This is a genomic window from Phenylobacterium koreense (assembly GCF_040545335.1).
Lineage (GTDB): Bacteria > Pseudomonadota > Alphaproteobacteria > Caulobacterales > Caulobacteraceae > Phenylobacterium > Phenylobacterium koreense.
Map to the genome: position 1 here is coordinate 272,968 of NZ_JBEPLU010000002.1, position 23,122 is coordinate 296,089.

22 protein-coding genes are annotated in these 23,122 nt (G+C 67.2%); 9 read left to right on the top strand and 13 right to left on the bottom strand.

The genetic code is table 11. The annotated features are described in order from the left end of the window. Nucleotides 1-9 precede the first annotated feature (9 nt). The 5 genes from ABID41_RS13130 to ABID41_RS13150 form a co-directional block, all read right to left on the bottom strand. Entirely contained in the window at nt 10-750 is a 741-nt protein-coding gene (locus ABID41_RS13130; RefSeq protein ID WP_354297813.1) for a TorF family putative porin, read from the bottom strand. 157 nt (nt 751-907) lie between these two features. Next, on the bottom strand, nt 908-2,989 hold the full coding sequence (gene kdpB, locus ABID41_RS13135; RefSeq protein ID WP_354297814.1) for a potassium-transporting ATPase subunit KdpB: 2,082 nt from the start codon (nt 2,987-2,989) through the stop codon (nt 908-910). 19 nt (nt 2,990-3,008) lie between these two features. Continuing rightward, a complete protein-coding gene (gene kdpA, locus ABID41_RS13140; RefSeq protein WP_354297815.1) occupies nt 3,009-4,721 on the bottom strand; it encodes a potassium-transporting ATPase subunit KdpA in 1,713 nt (570 codons plus the stop codon). A gap of 36 nt (nt 4,722-4,757) precedes the next feature. After that, nucleotides 4,758-4,844, bottom strand: a complete 87-nt coding sequence (locus ABID41_RS13145) for a potassium-transporting ATPase subunit F (RefSeq protein WP_354298074.1) — start codon at nt 4,842-4,844, stop codon at nt 4,758-4,760. A gap of 198 nt (nt 4,845-5,042) precedes the next feature. Then, nucleotides 5,043-6,419, bottom strand: a complete 1,377-nt coding sequence (locus ABID41_RS13150) for a PAS domain-containing protein (RefSeq protein ID WP_331929056.1) — start codon at nt 6,417-6,419, stop codon at nt 5,043-5,045. A gap of 267 nt (nt 6,420-6,686) precedes the next feature. On the opposite strand from ABID41_RS13150, the gene ABID41_RS13155 reads away from it, so the two are divergent. The 3 genes from ABID41_RS13155 (at nt 6,687) to ABID41_RS13165 (ending at nt 9,367) form a co-directional block, all read left to right on the top strand. Continuing rightward, nucleotides 6,687-7,322 carry a response regulator transcription factor gene (locus ABID41_RS13155; RefSeq protein ID WP_331929025.1) on the top strand — a complete coding sequence of 212 codons (636 nt, stop codon included), beginning with the start codon at nt 6,687-6,689 and terminating at the stop codon, nt 7,320-7,322. A 111-nt stretch (nt 7,323-7,433) separates the two neighbouring features. Beyond that, the gene (locus ABID41_RS13160; RefSeq protein ID WP_354297816.1) at nt 7,434-8,663 is read left to right on the top strand and encodes a DUF1214 domain-containing protein; all 1,230 of its coding nucleotides are present in this window, start codon (nt 7,434-7,436) and stop codon (nt 8,661-8,663) included. Between the two features lie 107 nt (nt 8,664-8,770). Next, nucleotides 8,771-9,367, top strand: coding sequence for a DUF4136 domain-containing protein (locus tag ABID41_RS13165; protein WP_331929029.1), 597 nt, complete (start codon nt 8,771-8,773; stop codon nt 9,365-9,367). Between the two features lie 7 nt (nt 9,368-9,374). Here the strand turns inward: ABID41_RS13165 and ABID41_RS13170 are convergent, their stop codons facing one another. Next, the gene (locus tag ABID41_RS13170; protein WP_331929031.1) at nt 9,375-9,566 is read right to left on the bottom strand and encodes a DUF3008 family protein; all 192 of its coding nucleotides are present in this window, start codon (nt 9,564-9,566) and stop codon (nt 9,375-9,377) included. A gap of 140 nt (nt 9,567-9,706) precedes the next feature. Between ABID41_RS13170 and ABID41_RS13175 the strand changes: the two genes are divergently transcribed. Continuing rightward, on the top strand, nt 9,707-12,364 hold the full coding sequence (locus tag ABID41_RS13175) for a bifunctional acetate--CoA ligase family protein/GNAT family N-acetyltransferase (protein WP_331929033.1): 2,658 nt from the start codon (nt 9,707-9,709) through the stop codon (nt 12,362-12,364). Nucleotides 12,365-12,447: 83 nt separating this feature from the next. Here ABID41_RS13175 and ABID41_RS13180 read toward each other — a convergent pair whose 3' ends face one another. Genes ABID41_RS13180 through ABID41_RS13190 form a run of 3 tightly spaced genes read right to left on the bottom strand, consistent with a single transcriptional unit; the run spans nt 12,448 to nt 15,340 of the window. Further along, nucleotides 12,448-12,774 (bottom strand): copper-binding protein, encoded by a 327-nt coding sequence (locus ABID41_RS13180; protein ID WP_354297817.1) that lies wholly within the window; start codon nt 12,772-12,774, stop codon nt 12,448-12,450. Nucleotides 12,775-12,785: 11 nt separating this feature from the next. Then, a complete protein-coding gene (locus tag ABID41_RS13185) occupies nt 12,786-13,667 on the bottom strand; it encodes a copper resistance protein B (protein ID WP_354297818.1) in 882 nt (293 codons plus the stop codon). After that, a complete protein-coding gene (locus tag ABID41_RS13190) occupies nt 13,664-15,340 on the bottom strand; it encodes a copper resistance system multicopper oxidase (protein ID WP_435530011.1) in 1,677 nt (558 codons plus the stop codon). Before ABID41_RS13190 ends, ABID41_RS13185 begins: the two co-directional genes overlap by 4 nt. Before the next feature lie 193 nt (nt 15,341-15,533). Between ABID41_RS13190 and ABID41_RS13195 the strand changes: the two genes are divergently transcribed. Together ABID41_RS13195 and ABID41_RS13200 are read left to right on the top strand one after the other, a co-directional pair. Then, on the top strand, nt 15,534-16,361 hold the full coding sequence (locus ABID41_RS13195) for a flagellin (RefSeq protein ID WP_331929040.1): 828 nt from the start codon (nt 15,534-15,536) through the stop codon (nt 16,359-16,361). A gap of 26 nt (nt 16,362-16,387) precedes the next feature. Further along, on the top strand, nt 16,388-17,395 hold the full coding sequence (locus ABID41_RS13200) for an LLM class flavin-dependent oxidoreductase (RefSeq protein WP_354298075.1): 1,008 nt from the start codon (nt 16,388-16,390) through the stop codon (nt 17,393-17,395). A 2-nt stretch (nt 17,396-17,397) separates the two neighbouring features. Here the strand turns inward: ABID41_RS13200 and ABID41_RS13205 are convergent, their stop codons facing one another. Next, nucleotides 17,398-17,577: a YegP family protein gene (locus ABID41_RS13205; RefSeq protein WP_331929041.1), complete on the bottom strand. Its 180-nt coding sequence runs from the start codon at nt 17,575-17,577 to the stop codon at nt 17,398-17,400. Nucleotides 17,578-17,770: 193 nt separating this feature from the next. On the opposite strand from ABID41_RS13205, the gene ABID41_RS13210 reads away from it, so the two are divergent. The 3 genes from ABID41_RS13210 to mazG all read left to right on the top strand — a co-directional run bounded on the left by ABID41_RS13210 (nt 17,771) and on the right by mazG (nt 20,585). Then, nucleotides 17,771-18,271 (top strand): hypothetical protein, encoded by a 501-nt coding sequence (locus ABID41_RS13210; protein WP_354297821.1) that lies wholly within the window; start codon nt 17,771-17,773, stop codon nt 18,269-18,271. 93 nt (nt 18,272-18,364) lie between these two features. Next, entirely contained in the window at nt 18,365-19,789 is a 1,425-nt protein-coding gene (locus ABID41_RS13215; protein ID WP_354297822.1) for an MFS transporter, read from the top strand. Beyond that, entirely contained in the window at nt 19,764-20,585 is an 822-nt protein-coding gene (gene mazG / locus ABID41_RS13220; protein WP_354297823.1) for a nucleoside triphosphate pyrophosphohydrolase, read from the top strand. The genes ABID41_RS13215 and mazG overlap by 26 nt, the downstream gene beginning before the upstream one ends. Before the next feature lie 6 nt (nt 20,586-20,591). Here the strand turns inward: mazG and hflX are convergent, their stop codons facing one another. From hflX to ABID41_RS13235, 3 genes are all read right to left on the bottom strand, one after another. Further along, complete coding sequence (hflX, locus tag ABID41_RS13225; RefSeq protein ID WP_354297824.1) at nt 20,592-21,908, bottom strand: GTPase HflX; 1,317 nt, start codon at nt 21,906-21,908, stop codon at nt 20,592-20,594. Next, nucleotides 21,905-22,156 (bottom strand): RNA chaperone Hfq, encoded by a 252-nt coding sequence (gene hfq / locus ABID41_RS13230; protein WP_331929050.1) that lies wholly within the window; start codon nt 22,154-22,156, stop codon nt 21,905-21,907. Before hfq ends, hflX begins: the two co-directional genes overlap by 4 nt. A gap of 102 nt (nt 22,157-22,258) precedes the next feature. Next, nucleotides 22,259-23,122 (bottom strand): D-amino-acid transaminase, encoded by an 864-nt coding sequence (locus ABID41_RS13235; RefSeq protein ID WP_354297825.1) that lies wholly within the window; start codon nt 23,120-23,122, stop codon nt 22,259-22,261.

The following is a 23,122-nucleotide window of genomic DNA, read 5'->3' on the forward strand; positions in this document are numbered from 1 at the left end:
AGGCGCTCCTCAGAAAACGAGCTTCAGGCCGCCGACGACGCGGCTGTCGTAGAGTTGGCCGAAGTCATGGGCGTCGGTGTCCACGTACCGGACGTCCAGGCCGACGTGGTCGGTCAAGGCGTAGCCGACGCCGAGATTCCAGGTGGTGTAGTCACCGGCCTCCTCGATCGTCTGACGGCCGACTGCGCCTGAAACGGTGAACTTGGAGTTCGGGATCGGCACGCTGCCGTTGGCCTCATAGTACCAGGCGTGACCGGTCTCGCCGGTGAACTCCGGCGAGTAGTAGACCGCGGCGCCCAGGATCGCCGGGCCCGCCGGGATCGAGGCGGCGATCTTCCCCTCCCAGTAATCCCAGTTCGCGCCCGAGGGCTGGCCCGCATAGCCGTAATAGATGACGCCGAGGTCGAGGCTCACCGGGCCGAGGCTTGGCCTCACCCCGGTATAGAGGTCGTATTCGAAATCGGTGGAGTCGCCGAAGTCGACGTTGGAGGCCCAGGCGCCGGCATAGCCGATGGGCCCCAATGTCGCGTCCACACCGCCAAACACCTGAGGATCGGTGTCGGTCTGGCTAACCCCGCGAAATGCGTAATCCGTGGCCGCGCCGAGGTTGAAGGAGAGCGACACCGGATCGGTCGCTTCCTGCGCCTTGGCTTGAGCGGCGCCGAGAGCGACGGCGGCGATCACGCCTCCGGAAACGCCAGCCATCAGGCGGAGCGCGTCGTAACGGTTGTTGAGAGCAAGCGAAATCATTGCAGAGAGTCTTCTTTGTGAATTGGGGCGGCGGACCCGGCCCGAGGGAGGTCCGCGTCCGCCGCGGTGTCCGGTCGCGGACTGGCGACCGCGACCAGGACAAGGAGAAGAACAAGGCCGGTGCTCACGAGAGCGGCCCGGACGAGTTGGGGGTCCATCAGGCGAGGCCCAGGCCGGCGACGATCATGTCGATCAGCTTGATCCCCGCGAACGGCGCCACCAGGCCGCCGACCCCGTAGAGCAGCAGGTTTCGCGACAGGAGCTTGGCCGCACCGATGGCCCGATAACGGACGCCGCGCAGCGCCAGCGGGATCAGCAGTACGATGATCAGGGCGTTGAAGATCACCGCCGATAGGATCGCGCTCTGTGGGCTGTGGAGCCCCATGATGTTGAGCGCGCCCAGGGCCGGCAGCGAAGCCACGAACATCGCCGGAATGATCGCGAAGTACTTAGCCACGTCATTGGCGATCGAGAACGTCGTCAGCGCCCCGCGGGTGATGAGGAGCTGCTTCCCCACCTCGACGATCTCGATGACCTTCGTCGGGTCGGAGTCGAGATCCACCATGTTGCCGGCCTCCCGGGCCGCCTGGGCGCCGGTCTGCATGGCCACCCCGACGTCGGCCTGGGCGAGCGCGGGGGCGTCATTGGCGCCGTCGCCGCACATGGCCACCAGCCGGCCACGGCCTTGCTCCTCGCGGATCAGCCGCAGCTTGTCCTCGGGCGTGGCTTCGGCAAGGAAGTCATCGACGCCGGCTTCCGAGGCTATGGCTGCGGCGGTCACCGGATTGTCGCCGGTGATCATCACCGTCCGCAGGCCCATGCGACGCAGGTCCGCGAACCGCTCCTTCACACCAGGCTTCACCACATCCTTGAGGTGGATGACGCCGATGAGGGCGCCGTTCTCAGTGACCGCCAGCGGCGTGCCTCCCGATCGGGCGATGCGGTCCACCGCGTTGGTGAACTCGACCGGGACCTGCTCGGGCCGCAGCCCGGAGCTCTTGAGCACGGCGTCCACCGCCCCCTTGCGCCAGACCTGGCCGCCGGCTTCGAGTCCCGATTGGCGGGTGACGGCGCTGAACGGGACGACCTTGGCGTCGGCCGGCGGGGCGATGTCGAGGCCCTGCGCACGGACCAGCTCGAGGATCGAGCGGCCTTCCGGCGTCTCGTCGCCCAGGGAGGCCAGATAGGCCACGCGAGCGATCATGTCGGGCCGCACGCCGGGAACCGGGATCAGTTCGGTGGCCATGCGATTGCCGAAGGTGATGGTGCCCGTCTTGTCCAATAGAAGGGTGTCGACGTCGCCCGCGGCCTCGACCGCACGGCCAGAGGTGGCCAGCACGTTGACCTTCAGCAGCCGGTCCATGCCGGCGATGCCGACCGCCGAAAGCAGGCCGCCGATGGTCGTCGGAATGAGCGTGATGAACAGAGCGCCCAGGACCATCGGCTGGAGCTCCACGCCGGAATACTTGCCCAGGCCCAGCAACGTTACGACCGCGATGAGGAACACCAGGGTCAGGCCCGCCAGCAGCACGGCCAGGGCGATCTCGTTCGGCGTCTTGCGCCGGTCGGCGCCCTCGACCATCGCGATCATGCGATCGAGGAAGGTGTTACCGGCCTCGGAGGTGACGCGAACCTTGATCCAGTCGGAAACGACCGTGGTGCCGCCGGTCACGGCGCTCCGGTCGCCGCCGCTCTCGCGGATGACGGGCGCGGATTCGCCGGTGATGGCCGCTTCGTTCACCGAAGCCACGCCCTCGATAATCTCGCCGTCAGCCGGGATGACATCACCGGCCTCGACCAGCACCACCTCGCCAACGCCGAGCTTGTGCGCCGGAGTGGGAACGATCGTGCCGGTCTTGTCGTCGACGAGCAGCTTGGCCTTGGTGGTGACCCGCGTGGCGCGCAGGCTGTCGGCGGCGGCCTTGCCACGGCCCTCGGCGATGCTCTCGGCAAAGTTGGCGAACAGCACGGTGGCCCAGAGCCAGAGGGCGATCTGCAGCGCGAAGCTCCACTGCGCGCCGCCAGCGATGGCTATTCCGGCCGAGATGCTGGCGAGCGCCGCCACGAGCCATGTGGCGAAGATCACCGGATTGCCGGTCAGCCGGCGCGGATCCAGCTTGACGACGGCGTCACGGATCGCGCGCCCCGCCAGGGCAGGATTGAAGCCGACGGCGAGGGACGAGGCCTTGCGGCGGTTCTCGCCCAGCGGCCCCCCTTGGGGAGCATAATCAGCGGTCATTGAAAGGTATCCTTCGGGATCAGCGGCCGCCGCTCAGCGTCAGGAGCATCTGGAAGTGCTCCACGATCGGGCCGAGGGCGAGAGCCGGGAAGAATTGCAGGCCGCCAAGGATCAGGATCACCCCGATCAGCAGGCAGACGAACTGGCCGGAGTCGGTCGGCAAGGTGCCGGCCGTCGGGGCGAGCTTGGGTTTGGCGGCGATGGCGCCGGCGACGGCCAGGACGACCACGATGGGAACGAAGCGACCCATCAGCATCGCGATTCCCAGCGTCGTGTTCCACCAGGGCGCGTTGGCGGTGAGGCCCGCGAAGGCCGACCCGTTGTTCGCCGTCGCCGAAGTGTAGGCGTAGAGCATTTCGGAAAGGCCGTGCGGGCCGGAGTTCAGCAGCCCCTTCAGGGCCTCGGGCAGGACCGCGGCGACCGCCGTGAAGCCCAGCATCGACAGCGGGATCACGAGGATAGCCAGCATGGCGCCCTTCACCTCGCGGGCCTCGATCTTCTTGCCGAGGTACTCGGGCGTCCGGCCGACCATCAGGCCGGCGACGAACACCGCAAGGACAGCCATCAGCACCATAACCGAGACGCCGGAGCCGATCCCGCCAGGCAGGATCTCGCCCAGCATCATCAGGAACATGGTCACGGCCCCGCCCAGGGGCATGTAGCTCGCATGCATCGAGTTGACCGAACCGTTCGAGGCGCCCGTGGTCTGGCCGGCCCAGGCGGCCGAGCCCGAAGCGCCGAATCGAACCTCCTTGCCCTCCATGTTCGCCGAAGCGTCGGCATGGGCGGCGACCAGCGCGGGCGCAGGTTGAGTTTCAGACCAGTAGATCGCGGCCGTGCCGGCAGACAGCAGGATAGCCGCCGCGGCAGCAAGGGCGCGGACGTCCCTCTTCGCCATCGCCGAGCGACCGAAGGCGAAGAAAGCGGCCCAGCCCAGCACGTTGATGGAGACTGCCGTGATCAGGTTGGTCAGCGGCGTCGGGTTCTCGAGCGGGTGTGATGAGTTGACGTTGAACACGCCGCCGCCGTTGATGCCGAGTTGCTTGATTGCGAGCTGGTCAGCCACCGCGAACAGCGAAATCTTCTGATGCGCGCCTTCCAGCGAGGTCGCCGTGGCGGACGCATCGAGCGTCTGCGGCACGCCGAGCGCCACAAGCGTCAGGGCGACGAGGATCGATAGCGGCAGCAGGACCCACAGGGTCGTGCGGACGAGGTCGGCCCAGAAGTTGCCAAGTCCTTCGCCGCGGTTGGCGATGAACGCCCGGGCCAGGGCTGCGGCGATCGTCGCGCCGGTCGCGGCCGAGACGAAGTTCTGAACAGTCAGCGCAGACATCTGGCTGAACTGAGACATGGTGGTCTCGCCGCCATAGGACTGCCAGTTGGTGTTTGTGACGAAGCTTACCGCGGTGTTGAACGCAAGGTGCTCTGAGACGGCGCCGAAGCCCTGCGGGTTGAGCGGCAGGATGCCTTGCAGACGCAGGATGCCGTAGACGAGCACGAAGCCGACAGCGTTGAAGGCCAGGAGCGCGCCGGCATAGCCGAACCAGCCCTGGCTCTTGGAAGGGTCTACCCCGCAGGCGCGATAGAACAGCGTCTCGACGGGTCTCAGCACCGGATCAAGCCAGGTGCGTTCGCCATTCCAGACGCGCGACATATAGATGCCGATCGGCCAACCGAGACCGATGGCGAGACCGATCACCAGGGCGATCTCCGCCCAGCCTTGCCAGTTCATTGTAGGATGTCCGCAAAGGAGGTTGCGCGGCGTCGCTCAGAAGCGATCCGGCCGCAGCAGGGCGGCGAGCATGTAGCCGCCGATCAGGAGGGCGCCTACGCCCCACAGCACGAGTTCCAGCATGTCAGAGACGCCTCAGCGCGGCCGCAAAGCCGGCGAAGAGCGCGAAGGCGCCAAGGCCCAGCGCCAGGAAGATGATGTCGAGCATCGAAGCCCCTCGGTGAAAAATCAGGGGCGGAAGGTCGCGCCAACAGCCATCAGGGGGCGAGACGGGCCTTGGGGCCTAGACATAAGGGCCGCGTAAAGATCGGGCGTCCGTGACTATGGTTCGCCCAGGAACGGCGCTTCGGCCCGAAGGAGCAGCCCGGATGCGCCACGCTCCAGGATCAGGCGGCCGCCGAACTGCTTCAGTCTGGCCCTCATGCCGGCGATCCCGACCCCAGTTTCCTGGGCCGGATTGAACGGCAGTTCGCCAGGCTGCCGCCCATTGTCCTCGACATCCAAGCGGACCACGCCGTCGCGCCAGGACATGGCGCAGCAAACGCACGTCGCAGCGGTGTGGCGATGCACATTCATCAGCGCTTCCTGGAAGATGCGGAACAGCGCGTGCTCGATCTCTTCGGGCAGGCGGAGGGTCGGGTCCGCCTCCACCGTGATATCGAGCGACGTGCGGCGCGCGAAACCGTCAGCGAAGGCCTTGATCGCCGCGGGCAGCCCCCTTCCCTCCAGGTTCGGCGGGTGAAGCACGTAGGACAGCGTGCGGATCTCCTTGCGGGCGGCCGACAGGGCGCTGCGGAGCTCCCGCAGGGTCGCCATATCGGCAGAATCAAACGCGTTGCGCCGCTCCATAGCCGCAAGCGAAAGGTCGACCGCGAGGAGGTGTTGAGCCGTGGAGTCGTGCAATTCGCGACCGACCCTGCGCCGCTCCTCTATTTCGGCCAGCGCCAGGGCGCGCGACGCTCTGTCGAGTTCCTCGGCCTGCCTGTATTGCTCGGTGACGTCGGACGCAGCCCCGACGACCAATCGCACGGCGCCGTCGCGAGCCCGCCGCAATATCCGACACCGCGAGCGGACCCAGCGATACTCGCTGCCCGGCGCGTGAACCCGCACGACTGCATCAGTCGTCTGGCCATCGGACAGGGAGCTCATGGCCGCGACGTGATCGTTGAGGATCGGCTGATCTTCCGGATGCACCCTGGCCAGGATCTGCGCGAGCTCCATGCTTTCGGCGGCGAAGCCAAGCATCGCGGCAAGATCGCGGTGCATGTACTGCGTGCGGCTGCTCGGGAGGTCGTAGATGTAGTACATGCTGGGGCTGAGTGGACTGATGTAGTCCAGCAGAGCCTGCCGTTGCGCCATCAGCGACGGTTGACGTAGCGGTGCCTCGATAATGAGCGCGACCAGATCTCCCGCGCCCAGGTCGGCCAACGGATGGGCCACGACATCATAGACGTCCCGCTTCGGAGTCTGGCGTTCAGCGCGCACCCTGACGGTCTGGCAGGTCGCCGCACAGCGCATGACGGCGTCGGAGACTCGGGGAAAGGCCTCGGCGAGAAAGACCTGCGCCAGATCGCGCCCTTCGACCGCCGTGCGCGGCAATCCCAGCGTCGCTAGAAACGGTTCCGTAGCCGAAAGAAACTTGAGCCCGCTCTGAGCCGGATCAACCAAGGCGAACGGCAACGGCAAGCCGTCGATCACGCCCAATACGCGCAGATCATGGGGTTCTTCCCTATCGGGAAAAACACCCTCGTAACCCGACCTCATCGCGTTCAGCCTCCGCGCCCGCCGCCACCGGCCGCAAATCGCGATGCGGCGCGACGAGCTATTGGACTCAACGCCCTCCCCTGCACTTTGGCGAGGATAATTTCATACTTCGCGCAAAAAGTGCATATTAGTGATATTACCGATACGTTTGATCCCAGCTCGGGGGTATTCCTGACCGGAACTCGCTGACTAGGGGTCGAAATGCTCCGGGTTTTGATCGCGGACGACCACGAAATCGTCCGCCGCGGAATTAGGGACATCATAGAGAGCCACCCCGGCTGGCAGGTCTGCGGCGAGGCCGCCGACGGCCAGGCGGCGCTTGACCTTGCAATCGAGCAGCAGCCCGACGTGGCGGTCCTGGACATCTCGCTGCCGGTGCTGAACGGCATCATCGTCACCCGTCGCTTGCGTCAGGAATCGCCGCGCACCAACGTCCTGCTGTTCACCATGCACGACGACGACGAGACAGTAAGTGGCGGACTGGCGGCCGGCGCCAGGGGTTACCTGCTCAAGAGCGACAGTGAGGATCACCTCGAGGCGGCGATCTCGGCCCTCGGCGCGAACCGCCCCTACTTTTCCTCCTTTGTCTCCGAGCTGCTGCTTGAGGCGGCGATCAGCGAACGAAAGCGCTCCCGGCTGGAGAGCTTCACCATGCGCGAGATCGAGGTTGCGCAGTTGATCGCCGAGGGCAATTCCAACAAGCAGATCGCGCGCCTGCTGAAGATCAGCGTCAAGACCGTCGAAAGCCATCGGGCGGCGGCGATGCGCAAGGCCGACGTGAGGACGGCGGCTGAATTCGTCCGCTTCGCCATCAAGCACAATCTCATCCGAGCCTAGGGCAAGAACGCCCGGCTGCATCCGATGGCCGGGTCCTTGTCGATGGGGGTTTGACCCGATGGCCGCGCCGGCGAGCGCCTGAAAGGCTGGGTCTTCCATAGGAAGGCGCAAATGCCCCAGATCCAGTCTCCGGGTATGACCGCGGCCGAAATCCGCCAGGTCGCGGCCGAGTTGATGGTGTTGGGCTTTCCCCTGGTGCTGACCGACATGGTCCGCCGCGCCCATCCGTTGGGAGGCAATCGGTTCTGTCGCTTGCCGGATCACGCAGGACTTCTCGCCCCGGGGCTCGCGGATGACGCCCCTCGAACATTGATCACCAGCGCCTGGCTGGACATTTCGCAAGGGCCGGCCACGCTCAGGTGGCCGGATGACCAGGCGCGACGGTTGTGCGTGGTCCTCTATGACGCATGGGGACGCAGGATCGCGCCTCTGGCGGCGCCACTTCCGTCGGCGCGCATCGCGATTGTCGGGGCAGATCAGGTCCGCGAGTCGCCGGACGCGGATGCAGTCTGGCGGCTGCCCAGCGCTTCGGCCTGGATGTTGACCCGCATCGCCCCGCGCTCAGCAGATGATCATGCGGCGAGTCTTCGGCTTCTCATGGGGCCTTCGATCGCCGCCCCCAAGCCCTGGCCCGATCAGGGCGTGGCGACGATCGAGGGACCGCCGCGCGATCTGGTGGAGGCCGCCTTGGCCCTGGCCCCGGCCAAGTTCCTGCATCGGCTGATGGCGCTTCTGGCGCGCCATCCTCCGTCCGATCCGGACACTGGCGAGGCTCTCGGACGCTTGGGCTGCGCCCTCGGCAGCGCTTTCCCGGACCCTGCCACTGCAGGGCAGGACGGGGCGGTGGCCTGGGGGTTCAAGGATGGCGCGGATCAGATCGCAGGCGCAGCGCATCGCCGCCTGAGCCCCGCCGGGCCTTGGGATCTGCTCCATGCGCCACACGACGATAACGATCCGCTTTCCCGAGCAGTGACCGCAGCCACCAGCCTGGGCTCACCGGCGGTCGAGGACCTGGCCTGCTTTCGCTGCGACCGCGACGCGGCCGGCCAACCTTTGCGCGGATCGGAGCAGTATCGGTTGACCTTTGCGTCCCCCGAGAACGCTGAATGGAGTCTGGCCCTTCGTTCATCGCACCCTGGTTACGAGGTCATCGCCGACCCAGGGCCCGACGGCGTCGCGGACTTCGTGATCCAGCACCTCGCCCCGACCGAAGACGTCGCCAACTGGCTGCCGTCGCCGCCAGCCGAATTCAATCTGCTGCTCAGGATCCATAGGCCGACCGCCTCGGTCCTGAACGGAGATTGGCGCCCGCCGCAGGTGACCACCCTTTCGCGCCCCTGAACCTAACGGCCCATGCCGGCACAGGGTTTGACCTGATTGCCGAGGCCAGGAGCCCGACGAATCCTTTCGCACACGCTCTCGAAAGGTCGGCCAGTCGGAGAACCCCCATGCTCCCCACGATCATCAGGAAGCATCTTTCGTTGGCGCTCGTCTTCGGAGCGCTGGTGGTCCTGGCCGCCTGCGCCGGCCCTGCGGGCAGAGTCTCGGTGCTTCAGAGCGACACCGTAGGCATCCGCCCCGGGTCGACCTTCGCCTGGAAGCCCGATGCGACACCTGGGCAAGGCGACCCGAGGGTCGACAACGACATCATCCGCGGCCGTGTCGAAAACGCGATCGTCAGCGCCTTGACGGCCCGGGGCTACCGCCAAGCCGATCCGAGCACGGCCGACCTGCTCGTCTCCTATCATATCGGCCTGCGGGACCGGACCGACACTCAAGTGGCCACGACTGGAGGCCGGCCTCCAGTCGTCTGCGGTGTCCGCGGCTGCTTTCACGGCTTCGGCTGGGGGATGTACGGCCCCCCGATGGACATCGACGTGCGCACGATAAACTACGTCGAAGGCACGATGATGCTCGACCTGACCGACCGCCAGACCGGCAAGCTGGCCTGGCGATCCACCTCCCAGCGACGCGTCGATCAGGGTGACGCCGCGCAGGCGACGGTGAACGCGATCGTGGCGGATATGGTCAGGTCTTTGCCTTGAGGCGAGCTCAGTGGGGCTTCGACTTGTGCTCGGGCTTGCCCTTGCGCTTGGTCGAAGCCAGTTCCTCCAGTTCGCTTTCGGTCATCGACTCCACCATAGACCTGGAAGCGCCCTTGAGGTCGCTTTTTGGAATCTCGCCCCTCTTAGCTGAAAGGGCCGCGCCGGCGGCTTTCTGCTGGGCGGCGGACTTGGCTGGCATGGGACATCTCCTCGTACAGCGGACCCTTCGAAAACCACCTCCCGGCGCTCGATGTTCCGAGCGCGTTTTCGGACATGCCGGACTTGATCGGGAGCGCGGAGCAGGTTCGTCTCTAGGAACGACCATCCGAGGACCGGCTAATGACCACCCGCAACCTGGACGCACTGTTCCAGCCCAAGTCGATCGCGCTGGTCGGCGCCAGCAACGCCCCTGGTTCCGTCGGCCAGGTGCTTTCACGGAACCTGCTTGAGAGCGGCTTCGCCGGTCCGGTGCTCCCGGTCTCGCTGAGCGCGCGTGCCATCCGGTCCTCGATCGCCTACCAGTCGGTAGCCGACCTGCCCATGGCGCCGGACCTGGCCGTGGTTGCGACGCCTGCGCACGCAGTGCCGAGGGTCGTCGCCGATCTCGCGGAACGCGGCTGCCGCGCCGCGATCGTCATCAGCGCCGGGGTGGAAGGCGAAGGGCGCCAGGCTATGCTCGACGCCTCCAAGCCCTCGCTGATGCGCATCCTTGGCCCAAACTGCCTGGGCTTCATGTCTCCGCGCCGCGGCATCAACGCCAGCTTCGCGCACCTGTCGCCCTCGCCGGGGGGCCTTGCCCTCGTCTCCCAGTCGGGCGCCATCGCCGCCGCGGCCATAGACTGGGCCCATGCGAGGGGCGTCGGCTTTTCACACCTCCTGACTATCGGCGACGCCGCCGACATCGATTTCGGCGACCTGCTGGACTATCTGGCGCTCGACCATGAGACCCACGGCATCCTGCTCTATGTCGAGAGCATCTCGGATGCGCGGAAGTTCATGACCGCAGGCCGCATCGCCTCGCGGACCAAGCCGGTCGTGGTGGTGAAGGCCGGGCGCAGCGCGGGCGGCGCCAAGGCTGCATTCACCCACTCAGGCGCCCTGGCCGGCTCCGATCTCGTCTACGAAGCCGCCTTTCGTCGTGCGGGCATGCTGCGAGTCGGGGGGCTGCGCGAACTCTTCGACGCGGTCACGACGCTTGGGGTCGGCCTGCGGGTCTACGGTGACCGGCTGGCGATCCTGACCAATGGCGGCGGCGCAGGCGTCATGGCGGTCGACGCCCTGGAGGCGCGCAACGGCCGTGTAGCGGAACTCTCGGAAGATACGCTTCAGCGCCTTGCGGCCGCGGCGCCGGCCCATTGGTCGGGAACCAATCCCGTCGACATCCTCGGCGACGCCCACGCCCCCCTTTACGGAAAAGCGCTGGAAATCCTGCTGGAGGACCGGGGCGCCGATGCGGTGCTGGTCATGAACTGCCCCACGGCGGTCGAAGACAGCACCTTCGCCGCGGACGCCGTCGTCGAGACGCTCAAGGCCAAGCGTTATCATCGACCGGTCCTCAGCGCCTGGCTTGGGCAGACCGCGGTCGCCGAGGGCCGTCGCCGGCTTGCGGCCGCAGGCGTGCCGGCTCACGAAACACCGGACGAAGCGGTGCGGGCCTTCATGCACCTGGTCAATCACCGCAAGAACCAGGAAGCGCTCGTCCGCACGCCGGCCGGCTTGCCGGGCGAACCCGACCTCGAAGCCGCCAGAAGTGTGATCGCAGCGGCGCGGGCGGATGGTCGCCTCACGCTAACCGATCCCGAGGCTCGCGCCCTGCTCCGCGCCTACGGCGTCCCGGTGCTCGAAAGCCAGGAGGCCAGGACGCCCGAGGAGGCTGCCGCGGCGGCCGTCGAGATGAAGGGGCCGGTCGCCCTGAAGATCCTGTCGCCCGACATCAGCCACAAGTCGGAACTGGGCGGGGTGGCGCTGGGTCTCAACGGCGCCGACGAGATCTTGTCCGAAGCCCACACCATGCTGCAACGGATCACCAAGGCCCGGCCCGAGGCGCGCATCGAAGGCTTCGTCGTCGAGCCGATGGTCCACCGGCCCCAGGCCCAGGAACTGCTCGTCGGCGTCGCCCAGGATCCCCTTTTCGGCCCCATCGTCATGTTTGGGGCCGGCGGGATCAGCGTCGAGGTCATTGCCGACCGCGTCGTCGGCCTCCCGCCCCTGGATGACGTGCTGGCGCGCGACATGGTCAGCCGCACCCGCATCTCGCACCTGCTGCAGGGCTATCGCGACCACGGCCCAGCCGACATGGAAGCGATCACCGGGGTCATGACCCGGCTGTCGCAGCTTGCGGTCGGCGAACCGGAGATCGCCGAGCTCGACATCAATCCGCTGCTGGCCGACGCCGACGGCGTAATCGTCCTGGACGCCAGGGTGAGACTGCGCCCGGAGGGCGCGGAGCGGGCGCGCATGGCCATCCTGCCCTATCCGCGGAATCTTCGTCGTGAGGTCGAGATCGGCGGGGAGAGCGTCGTGGTTCGGGCGATCCGTCCCCAGGATGGCCCCGCCATCGCCGCCATGGTCGAGGCCAGCAGCGCCGAAGACGTCCGACTGCGCTTCCGTTCAGGTTTCCGGACCCTGCCGCCCGGTTGGCCAGAGCGGCTTTCCCAGATCGATTACGACCGGGAAATGGCCTTGGTCGCCCTGGATCGCGACCGCAAGATCCTCGGCGTCTCCCGCCTCGCCGGCGACCCTCAAGGGGAAACTGCGGAGTTTGCGTTGATGGTGCGCACCGACCAACAACACAAGGGACTCGGTCGGTTGCTGCTCAACGCCATTCTCGAATACGCGGCGGCCAAAGGGCTTCGGGAAGTCTGGGGCGATGTCGCGCGCGAGAACGCCCCAATGCTCGCCACGGCGAAGAACCTCGGCTTCGTAAAGACCCCCTCGGACGACTTCACCCGCGTGAAGATCGTCAGGACCCTGGAGCCCGACCAGGTTCCTGCGTGACCGCCGCCAAGCTCGGCTGGCGCTACGTGATGCTGATCATCCGGCTGCTGCCCGCCCCGCTGATGGCGAAGGTCGACCTCTGACTATTGGGGCCGCACGGCGACGATCGTCTGTCCGCCGCTGAGCAGGAAGCGCACCTTGGCGCCCTCCTTCATCTGATCGAGCACGGCCTTGTCCGGAACCTTGAAGGCCATGGTCATGGCCGGCCAGTTCAGGGCGCGGATCGGATCGTGATCGATGGTCACGGTTCCCGCCCCCGTATCGACCTTCTTCACGACACCGGTTCCTTCGGCGGACGCGACGGCGGCCGGCGCAGGGGCCGCGGCATGGTCGCCATGCCCGGCGTGCTGAGCCGCAGCGGGCGTGGCCATGAGGGCGACCGCGATCAGGCAAAGCGTAGGGGTCTTCATGGATAAGCTCCTCAAAACCAAGTCCGCACGCCGACGACAAGGCGCGTATCTTCAACGTCTTCGCCGGCGGCCCGGCTGAATTTTGCGGTCTCGCCGAGGCGTCGCTCGTAGGAAACGCCGACATAGGGGGCGAACTCCCGGCGGAACTCGTAACGCAGCCGCAGCGCCAGTTCGGCGTCGGTGAAGCCGGCGCCCAGGCCCAGCTCCGGAACATCCTGGGCCGCGAGGTTCAGCTCGGCCTGGGACTGCAGGATCAGGAGTTGGGTGAGGCGCAGGTCGTAGGAGCCCTCCAGGCGGGCGCTGACGTCGCCCTTCTCCGAGAGGAAGGCCGCGCCCTCGACATCGAACCAGTAGGGCGCAAGGCCTTCGAAGCCCACGACCCCATAGGTTCGCGTGGGGCCCGGCTCGAAGTCGTGACGTAGGCCGGCCTGAAGCTGGAAATAGGGGCTGACGGCGCGGGAATAGAGCAATTGGAGCTCGGCCGCATGCACGTCGCCGCCGATGGCGACGTCCCCCTCCGACTTCACGACAAGCCGGTTGATGTCGCCGCCGTACCAGGCCTCGCCCTTCCAGGCGAAATCGTCGTCGCCGCCGGACGGACGAATCTCCGCCTGATCCAGCATCACCTTCCAGGCGGTCCCGCCGCCGTGCTCTCGGGCAAGCTGGGCGCGGGCGGCGGCCATTTCCTCGGGCGAATAGAAGCGCTCGGCGGCGTGGTCTCGCGCCAGCTCCGGCGGCGGCGCCGCAGGGGTGTCGGACGGCCAGGCCGGCTGGACGTGTCCGGCATGGGTCTCCGCCGGGACGTTCGCCGGCGGCTGGTGACCGGCGTGAGGGTCCTGCGCCGCGGCGGCGGACGCGATCGCGAGAGGCAGAAGCGCGAGCAGGAGTCTCATGCCCCGGCCCCTTCCAGCGGGCGGATGGTGACCACGTTAAACATGCCCGCGTGCATGTGGTAGAGCAGGTGGCAGTGGAAGGCCCAGTCGCCAGGATCGCTCGCCGTCAGGTCGAAGGCGACGCGACCGCCAGGCAGCACATTGACCGTGTGCTTGCGCGGATGGCGGCCGGGATTGCCGGTCACGACCTCGAAGAAATGACCGTGCAGATGGATCGGGTGGGCCATCATCGAGTCGTTGACCAGGGTCACCCGGACACGCTCGTCGAGCCGGAACGGGATCGGGTCCTTCAGGTGGCTGAAGCCGACGCCGTCGAAAGCCCACATGAACCGCTCCATGTTGCCGGTCAGGTGGATCTCCATCTCCCGCGACGGCGGCCGCGGGTCCGGATTGGGCTCCAGGGCGACGAGGTCGGTGTAGACCAGCACCTTGTGACCGACATTCTCCAGCCCCTGCCCCGGGTCGCCCGTCCGGTCGGCCGGCATGGGCGAGATCATCTGGACGCCCGGCCCCAGGGTGACCTGGGGCGCGTTTCGCGGGTCGCGCATGGACATGGCGCTGTGGTCCATAGCCATGCCCTCCATCCCCGTCATCGCCGAGTGGTCCACGCCCATGTCGCGCATGTTGAGCAGCGGCCGCTCGCGCAGGGGCGGAACCTCGGCGGTCATGCCCGCCCGCGGCGCCAGGGTGGCGCGGCCCGTGCCTGAACGATCGGCGGCCTCGGCCACCAGGGTGTAGGCGCGGTCCTGCGGCTGGACGATCACGTCATAGGTCTCGGCGGGCGAGATCTGGAACTCCTCGACCTCGACGGGCCGGACATTCTGACCGTCGGCCTGGACGACGCTGAGCTTCAGGCCCGGGATGCGGACGTTGAAGATCGTCATGGCCCCCGCGTTGATGATCCGCAGGCGTACGCGCTCGCCGGGCTCGAAGAGGCCGGTCCAGTTGTCCTGCGGGCCGTGGCCGTTGACCAGATACGCGTAGGTCGCGCCGGTGACGTCGAGGATATCGGTCGGATCCATGCGCATGGCCGACCATTCCTTGCGCTCGACGAAGGACTGGTCCTTGCCCGCGAGCAGGCCGGCGACCGTCTGCTTCTGGCGATTGAAGTAGCCCGACTGGGCCTTCATCTTCCGGAAGATCTCATGCGGGTGCATGAAGCTGTAGTCCGACAGCATCACGACGTGCTCGCGATCGAACGCCACCGGATCGGCAGCCGCGGGCTCGATGACGATCGGACCGTAGTGGCCCAACTGCTCCTGAAGCCCCGAATGGCTGTGGTACCAATAGGTCCCGGCCTGCCGCACCTTGAACTCATAGGTGAAGGTCTCGCCGGGCTTGATCCCGGGGAAGCTGACCCCGGGCACCCCGTCCATCTGGAACGGGACCAGCAGGCCATGCCAGTGGATCGAAGTGTCTTCCTGCAGGGCGTTGGTGACGGAGATCCGCGCCGTCTGCCCCTCGGTCAGGCGGACCAGGGGGCCAGGGACGGTGCCGTTGACGCTCACGGCGTGCGCCGCCCGGCCATCGACCTTGAAGGCCGTGTGCCCGACGCTAAGCGCGATGTCCGGGCCCGAGACGGTGGGAAGGTCGGCGGGCCTGCCCGGTGTCCCGCTCTGCGCCCAACCGGGCAGTAGGGCGTTCAGGGCGCCCGCGCCGCCGAGGGCTGACATGCCGCCGAGCAAGCGGCGTCGATGAATGGGGCCGAGTCTGGTCATGGCGATCAGATGCAGTTTCCAATCGTTGGAAGGTCAAGCCGCCGGAAAATCCGCGCCGGCGTAAACAAACCACCAACCAAGGCAGCCTAGCTTCGAGGCAGGGCAAAAGGCCCGCGGGCATTCCGCTCCCTTGGACCGAGGCTTCGTCATGCCGCTGAACAGCGTCAATACGAATACCGGCGCGATGATTGCGCTGCAGAACCTCAATGCGATCAACCGCGAGTACGCCGAAGTCCAGAACCGCCTGGCGACCGGGCTGAAGGTCGCCGGCCCCAAGGACAATCCGGCCATCTGGGCGATCGCGCAGAACATGCGCGCCGAGTTCAAGTCGCTCGACGCTGTCAAGAACTCGCTCCAACGCGGCCAGGCGATCGCCGACACGGCGATGACGGCGGCGGAATCGATCTCCGACATCCTCGGCCAGATGAAGGAAAAGGCGCTGGCCGCCACCGAGGCGGGGCTGAGCACGGCGACGCGCCAGGCGCTCAACGACGAATACGTCGCCCTTCGCAAGCAGATCGACACCATCGCCAACAACGCGGTGTTCGACGGGATCAACCTGATCTCCGCCGGCTCAACGGGCGCGGTTCGGGCGCTCGCCAACACCGACGCGACCGCGACGATCAACATCGACCATGTCGACCTCTCGACCACGGGATCGGCGATCTCCGGCACGCTCACCGACCTGCTCGGCGGCGTGGCCACCGCCGACATCGCCGCCATCGAGGCCGCCAGCCAGAAGGTGTCGTCGGCGCTGTCGAAGATCGGCGTGGGCGCCAGGGCGCTCGACCGCCAGTTCGAGATGAGCTCGAAGCTGCAGGACAACTACGAGGCCGGGATCGGCAACCTGGTCGACGCCGACATGGCCAAGGAGGCCGCGCGGCTGGCGGCGATCGAGGTCAAGCAGCAACTCGCGCTTGAGGCGCTGCGGATCGCCAACCAGGCGCCGTCCTATCTGCTGGCGTTGTTCCGCTAGACGAAGCGGCCTCCTATATGGCGGCCATGGTTGATCTCTCGGTCCTCGATCTCTCGCCCATCGTGGAAGGCGGCGACGCCGCCCAGTCCCTGCGCAACACCCGCGACCTCGCGCAGAACGCCGAGCGGCTGGGCTACAAGCGCTACTGGCTAGCCGAGCATCACAATATGCGCGGGGTGGCGAGCGCGGCCACCGCCGTGGTCATCGGCCACGTGGCGGAGGCGACCTCCACCATCCGGGTGGGCGCCGGCGGGATCATGCTGCCCAATCACGCCCCGCTGATCATCGCCGAGCAGTTCGGCACCCTGGCCTCGCTTTATCCGGGCCGCATCGACCTGGGGCTGGGCCGCGCGCCGGGCGCAGACCAGGCCACCGCCCGTGCGCTGCGCCGCACCCTGGCCGGCGACATCGACGACTTCCCGCGCGACGTCATCGAGCTGATGAACTATTTCGAGCCGGAGAAGCCTGGCCAGATCATCCGCGCGGTCCCCGGCGCCGGGCTCGAGGTCGAGTTCTGGATGCTGGGCTCAAGCACCTATGGCGCGCAACTGGCCGCCGCTCTGGGCTTGCCTTACGCCTTCGCCTCGCACTTCGCCCCAGCCCAGATGGAGACGGCGCTCGCGGTTTATCGCAGCCAGTTCCGCCCTTCGGAGCACCTGGCCAAGCCCTATGTGATGCTGGGGGTCAACGTCACCGCCGCCGAGACTGAGGAGGAGGCGCAGCGCCTCTTCACGTCGCTGAAGCAGGCCTTCATCAATCTCGGCCAGGGACGGCCCGGCCCCCTGCCCGCGCCGGTCGACGATCCGGACGGCCGCCTCGATGAGCTCGGAGGGCCCATGCTGCGGCAGAGCCTGAGTTGCTCGATCGTGGGTTCACCCGATCGTGTTCGGGAGGGGCTGGACGCCTTCGCGCGCCGGACGGCCGCCGACGAACTGATGGTCACCGCACAGATCCATGACCACGCCGCGCGGGTTCGCTCGTTCGAAATCGCCGCGCAGGCGCGCGATGAACTCGCGCGCCTGGCGACCGCTTAAATTCAGTCGGTGTTGTCTTCGGTCGGCGCGTCCGGACCGTTCTTCTTGATGGACTCGATCGCGTTCTTGGCGCTGGCCTTGGAGGAATAGCCCTCGGTCGAGAAGATCGTCTCGCTGTTGTACTTGAAACGGACGCGGAACTCGCCCGCCTTGTCTTTGTAGATTTCGAACTTGTGCGCCACAGGTCGCCTCCATCTGAACGTCTAAGCTACACCGTCCCCCGCGGCGCAGACTTGGGCGCCCCGCCGTGCAGGTCAAGCCGATAGAGCGCGCGCCACACTAAGGTCACGCTTGGGCCTAGACTTTGCAAAATGGCGCTCTCGCCACCATCTAACGAATGCGGTCGTGACCATTCGCATCCTCTGGAGTTTCCGCATGCGTCCCCTTCTTGCTCCCGCCCTCGCGGCGCTCGCGATCGCCGGCTCGGCCCAGGCCGAGAGCCCCCACGCCGCGCCGACGGTCGAGGTCACCATCAGCCCTGAACTGCGCCAGAAGGCCGAGCAGGAGTACGGCGTGCGCGACGTCGAGCGGCTGGTCGCCGACCTGCAGCAGAAGACCGAGCGTGAGATGCAGCGCTCCGGCGTGCTGGCCGGCGGTAGGATCGAGCTGACCCTGGTCGACGCCACGCCCAACCGTCCGACCTTCAAGCAGCTCGGCGACACGCCCGGACTCTCGATGTCGAGCTTCGGCGTCGGCGGCGCGGAGATCGAGGGCAAGGCCGTCTCGATCGACGGCGACGTCACCCCGATCCGCTATCGCTGGTACGAAACCGACATCCGCAACGCGTCGCGAACCACGACCTGGTCGGACGCGCAGTACGCCATCAACCGGTTCGCAGTGCATTTGAGCCTCGGCAAGGCCTACGCCCGCAGATAACGTCGATAGGCCTTGCGCCTCCAGGTGGGGGCCTGTCACATCGCGCGGCGAGCCGGACGCGTTGTAGATCCGGACGCTTGAGGGATGAGTGCAATGACCGCGCGGGCGGACCGGCGTTCCAACTGGACCTTGGCGGCCCTGGCCGCCCCATGTCTCCCACTGGCCGGCCTTGGCCTGCCCCTGGTGGTCTACCTCCCCGAATATTACGCGAGCGAGCTGGGCTTGAGCCTCTCGGCCGTCGGCGCAGCCTTCATGGCCGTGCGTTTCCTGGACATGGCGTTCGACCCCTATATCGGCGGCGTCATGGACCGGACCCGCTCGCGGTTCGGCCGCTTCAAGCTGTGGTTCGCCATCAGCGCGCCCCTGCTGATGCTGGCGGCCTACATGCTGTTCATGGCCAAGCCGGGGATCAGCAGCGTCTATCTCTGGCTCTGGCTGCTGGTCGTCTATGCCGGCGTCTCCATCGCGAGCCTCTCGCAGCTCGCCTGGGCGGCGGTGCTTTCACCTCAGTATGATCAGCGATCGCGCATCTACGGATGGTGGCAAGCCGGCAACGTCGTCGGGATGATCTTCGTCCTGACCCTCCCCGCCCTGCTCCCGCTGGCGGGGATCACCGGCCACGGGGCCGGGGTCCGAGCGATGGGATGGTTCGTCGTCCTCCTGATGCCGATCACCGTCGGCCTTGCGCTGTGGCGCGTGCCCGAGCCGCAGGTGGCTTCGGAGGTCAAGAAGTCCGGCTTCCGCGAATATCTGGCGCTCTTCAAGCGCCCGAGCGTGGTGCGCATCCTGGTCGCCGACCTGCTGATCGGAACCGGCCCGGCTATCACCGGCGCCCTGTTCTTCTTCTTCTTCGGCCGGGTGAAAGGCTTCACCCACGGCGAAGCCAGCCTGCTGCTCCTGATCTATTTCATCGGCGGCCTGGTCGGGGCGCCGGTTTGGACCTGGCTCTCCTACCGGATCTCCAAGCACAGGGCCCTGGCGATCTCGTGCGTGGTCTACGCGGCGATGACCATGTGCTCACTGCTGATCCCGCAAGGCTCCATGCCGGTCGCCGGCGCGCTGATGTTCCTGATCGGGGTTCCCTTCTCCGCCGGCGCCTTCCTGCTGCGCGCCATGATGGCCGATATCGGCGACGAAGAGCGGCTGGAGAGCGGCGTCGACCGCACCGGCCTGCTCTACGCCATCCTCGCGGGCACGGTGAAGATCGGCTCGGCCGTGGCGGTCGGCGTCTCGTTCCCGTTGCTGCAGCTCATGGGCTTCGATCCCAAGGGCCAGGGCCTGGACACTGGCCTGCAAGGCCTGGCCGTCCTCTTCTGCGCCGTGCCCGCAGGCATGTCCGTCCTGGCCGGCCTCATCGTCTGGGGCTTCCCGCTCACCGCCGAACGCCACGCCAATATCCGCGAGGCCCTGGCCGCGCGCGACCTGGCCGAGCCGGGCCTAGCCGAGGCCGCGCCGGAAATGGGCGCAGAGCCGAAGATCACCAAGGAAATCAATGCCGCCATCCGCCCCGCCGAGTGACGAACGGCCGATCGACCGCCTGCTGGCCATCATGGCGCGGCTGCGCGACCCGCAGGACGGCTGCGCCTGGGACCTGGAACAGACCTTCGCGACCATCGCGCCCTACACGGTCGAGGAAGCCTACGAGGTGGCCGATGCGATCGAACGCGGCAGCCTGCCGGACCTGAAGGAAGAGCTCGGCGATCTGCTGCTGCAGGTCGTGTTCCACAGCCGCATGGCGCAGGAGGAAGGCGCCTTCGCCTTCGACGACGTCGCCAACGCCATCTGCGAGAAGATGATCCGGCGCCATCCCCACGTCTTCGGCCCGGAAGAGCAGCGCACCAGCGCCGAGCAGACCCGCGCCTGGGAAGTCATCAAGGCCAAGGAACGGGCCGAGAAGGGCAAGAACGCCAGCCTGCTGGACGATGTGCCGGTGGGTCTGCCCGCCCTCACGCGCGCCGTGAAGCTCACGGCACGGGCCGCGCGCGTCGGTTTCGACTGGCCTGACGTCTCGTTCGTCTTCGACAAGCTACGCGAAGAGACCGCCGAGCTGGAACGGGAGATCGAGGCGGGCGACGCCGCCCGGCTTCGCGACGAGTTAGGCGACATCCTGTTCGTCTGCGCGAACCTGGCGCGCAAGCTCGACCTGGAACCGGAAGACGCCCTGCGCTCCACCAACGCCAAGTTCATGCGGCGCTTCCAGTTCATCGAGGCGGAACTGGCCAAGCGCGGCAAGACCGCAGCGGACTCCGATCTCGCCGAAATGGACGCGCTGTGGGATGCGGCCAAGGCCGCCGAGCGAGCGCCCGCCGGCTGAGGGGCCTCAGAGCGGCGTCAGGTCCGTTCCGGGGAAGCGCTGCTCGAACTGACCGAGGGCCTGGGGCGTGAGGCGCACGGCCAGGCGAACCCCGCCGTCGTCGTCCTCCACCCGGTCCATGACCCGGCCATTGCGATAGAGCCAGGCGATGGCCGCGCCCTGGTCGGCCGCGACGTGAATCGACACCGGCGGCGCGTCGTCGACCATGCGCGCGATCGCCGCCAGGAGGGCGTCGCAGCCCTCTCCGGTCGCCGCCGAGATCAGCACCGCCGGAGGGTTATGGCGGCGCGCGTCCCCGACCAATTCCTCGGCGAGGTCCGGCTCCACGAGATCGGCCTTGTTCCAGACCTCGATGACGTTGCGCTCCTCGACGTCGACACCCAGGCGATCGAGCACGGCGCGGACGTCCTCGGCCTCGGCGTCGCTCTCCTCGCTGGCGATGTCGCGGACGTGCAGGATCACGTCCGCCTCCTTCACCTCTTCGAGGGTCGCGCGGAAGGATTCCACAAGCTCGTGCGGCAGGTCGGAGATGAAGCCCACGGTGTCCGACAGGATCGCCGGCCGGCCATCCGGCAGCTTGAGCATCCGCAGGGTCGGATCGAGCGTCGCGAACAGCATGTCCTCGGCCATGACCTCGGAATTGGTCAGGCGATTGAACAGGGTGGACTTGCCGGCGTTGGTGTAGCCGACCAGGGCCACCGCCGGGAAAGGATGGCGTTGGCGCGCGCCCCGCTGCAGGTCGCGGGTGCGCCGCACCTCGGCCAGTTCGCGCTTCAGCTTGCCGATCTTGTCGGCCAGCAGCCGGCGGTCGGTTTCGATCTGGGTTTCCCCGGGACCGCCCATGACCCCGAAGCCGCCGCGTTGGCGCTCAAGGTGGGTCCATGTGCGAACCAGGCGCGAGCGCTCGTAGGAAAGCCGCGCCAGTTCGACCTGCAGCCGGCCTTCGCGAGTGCGGGCCCGGCGGGCGAAGATCTCGAGGATCAGGCCGGTGCGGTCGATGACCTTCACCCCCCACGCCTTCTCCAGGTTGCGCTGCTGGACCGGCGTCAGGGCGTCATCGACGACCGCGGCGTCGACATCGAGCTCTTCGCAGAGCGCGCCGATTTCCTCGACCTTGCCGCTGCCGAACAGGGTTGCGGGCGTGAGCTTGCGCAAGGGCGCGATGATCGCGTCCTTGACCACGAGGTCCAGGGCCTGGGCGAGGCCGACAGCCTCTTCCAGCCTGGCCTCGCTGCTACGGGCGCTGCTGCGGCCCTCGCGCTCGGGATGGATGACGAGCGCCCCTTGCGGGGGCGCTTCGCGAACAATGGACTTGGAGGTCAATCAGCCTCGTCTTCCGCCGGCTCGTAAAGCTGAACGGGCTGGGCGGGCATGATGGTGGAGATGGCGTGCTTATAGACCAGTTGCGACTGGCCGTCCCGGCGCAGGAGCACGCAAAAGTTGTCGAACCAGCTTACGACACCTTGCAGCTTTACGCCGTTCACCAGGAAGATCGTCAGCGGGGTCTTAGACTTGCGGACGCTGTTCAGGAACGTGTCCTGAAGGTTCTGTTTCTTGTCGTTGCCGGACATGGCTTGCCGCCCTTTTTTCTGCTTCGGGAGACAAGGCGCCTCCCACACACATGCATCAAGCTAGACCGTCGTATGTGACCGGCGCAATCGCACCGGCCCGCATCAGACGGCGGTCGCCTTCGCCCGCTCGATATAGAGCCGACGGAGCTTCATCGCCACTGGTCCGACCTTCCCGTCGCCCACTGGCCGATTGTTAACGGCGATCACCGGCAGAACCAGGCTGCCCGCGCCGGTAATGAACGCCTCCTTCGCCGCGACGGCCTCGTCAGGGGTGAAAGGCCTTTCCTCGAACTTCAAGCCTTCGTCGTGCAGGACGTCCAGCAGGGTATGGCGAGTCACCCCGCGCAGAATGTTGGCGTTGGTGTCGCGGGTCCGCACGACGCCGTCGCCATCGATGATCCAGGCGTTCGAGGAGGCGCCTTCGGTGACCAGGCCCAGTTCGTCCACGAACCAGGCCTCGGCCGCGCCCTGCTCCTTGGCCGCCTGCTTGGCCAGGGCGTTGGGCAGCAGCCCGACGGTCTTGATGTCGCAGCGGCCCCAGCGGTCCTCAGGCGTGGTGATCACCTTCACGCCCTTGGCGGCCTTGGCCTCCGCCGCGGTGCGGTCCACCGCCGAGACGGTGATGACGACGCTGGGCGCGGTCGGCTGGTCCGGAAAGGCGTGCCCACGCGGAGCGACGCCACGGCCGACCTGCAGATAGAGCAGGCCTTCGCTGACCCGGTTCCGTCGCACGGCTTCGCGCAGGACGATGGTCAAGGCCTGGCGGCTCATCGGCATGGGGATGCGCAGTTCGGACAGGCTGCGTTCCAGGCGCGCGAAGTGCCCTTCGGCGTCGGCGAGCTTGCCGCCGAACAGCGCCCAGACCTCATACACCGCGTCGGCAAGCTGATAGCCGCGGTCCTCGATGTGGACCACGGCCTCGCCGTGCCGCACGAATTGCCCGTTCACATAGGCGATACGCCCCAC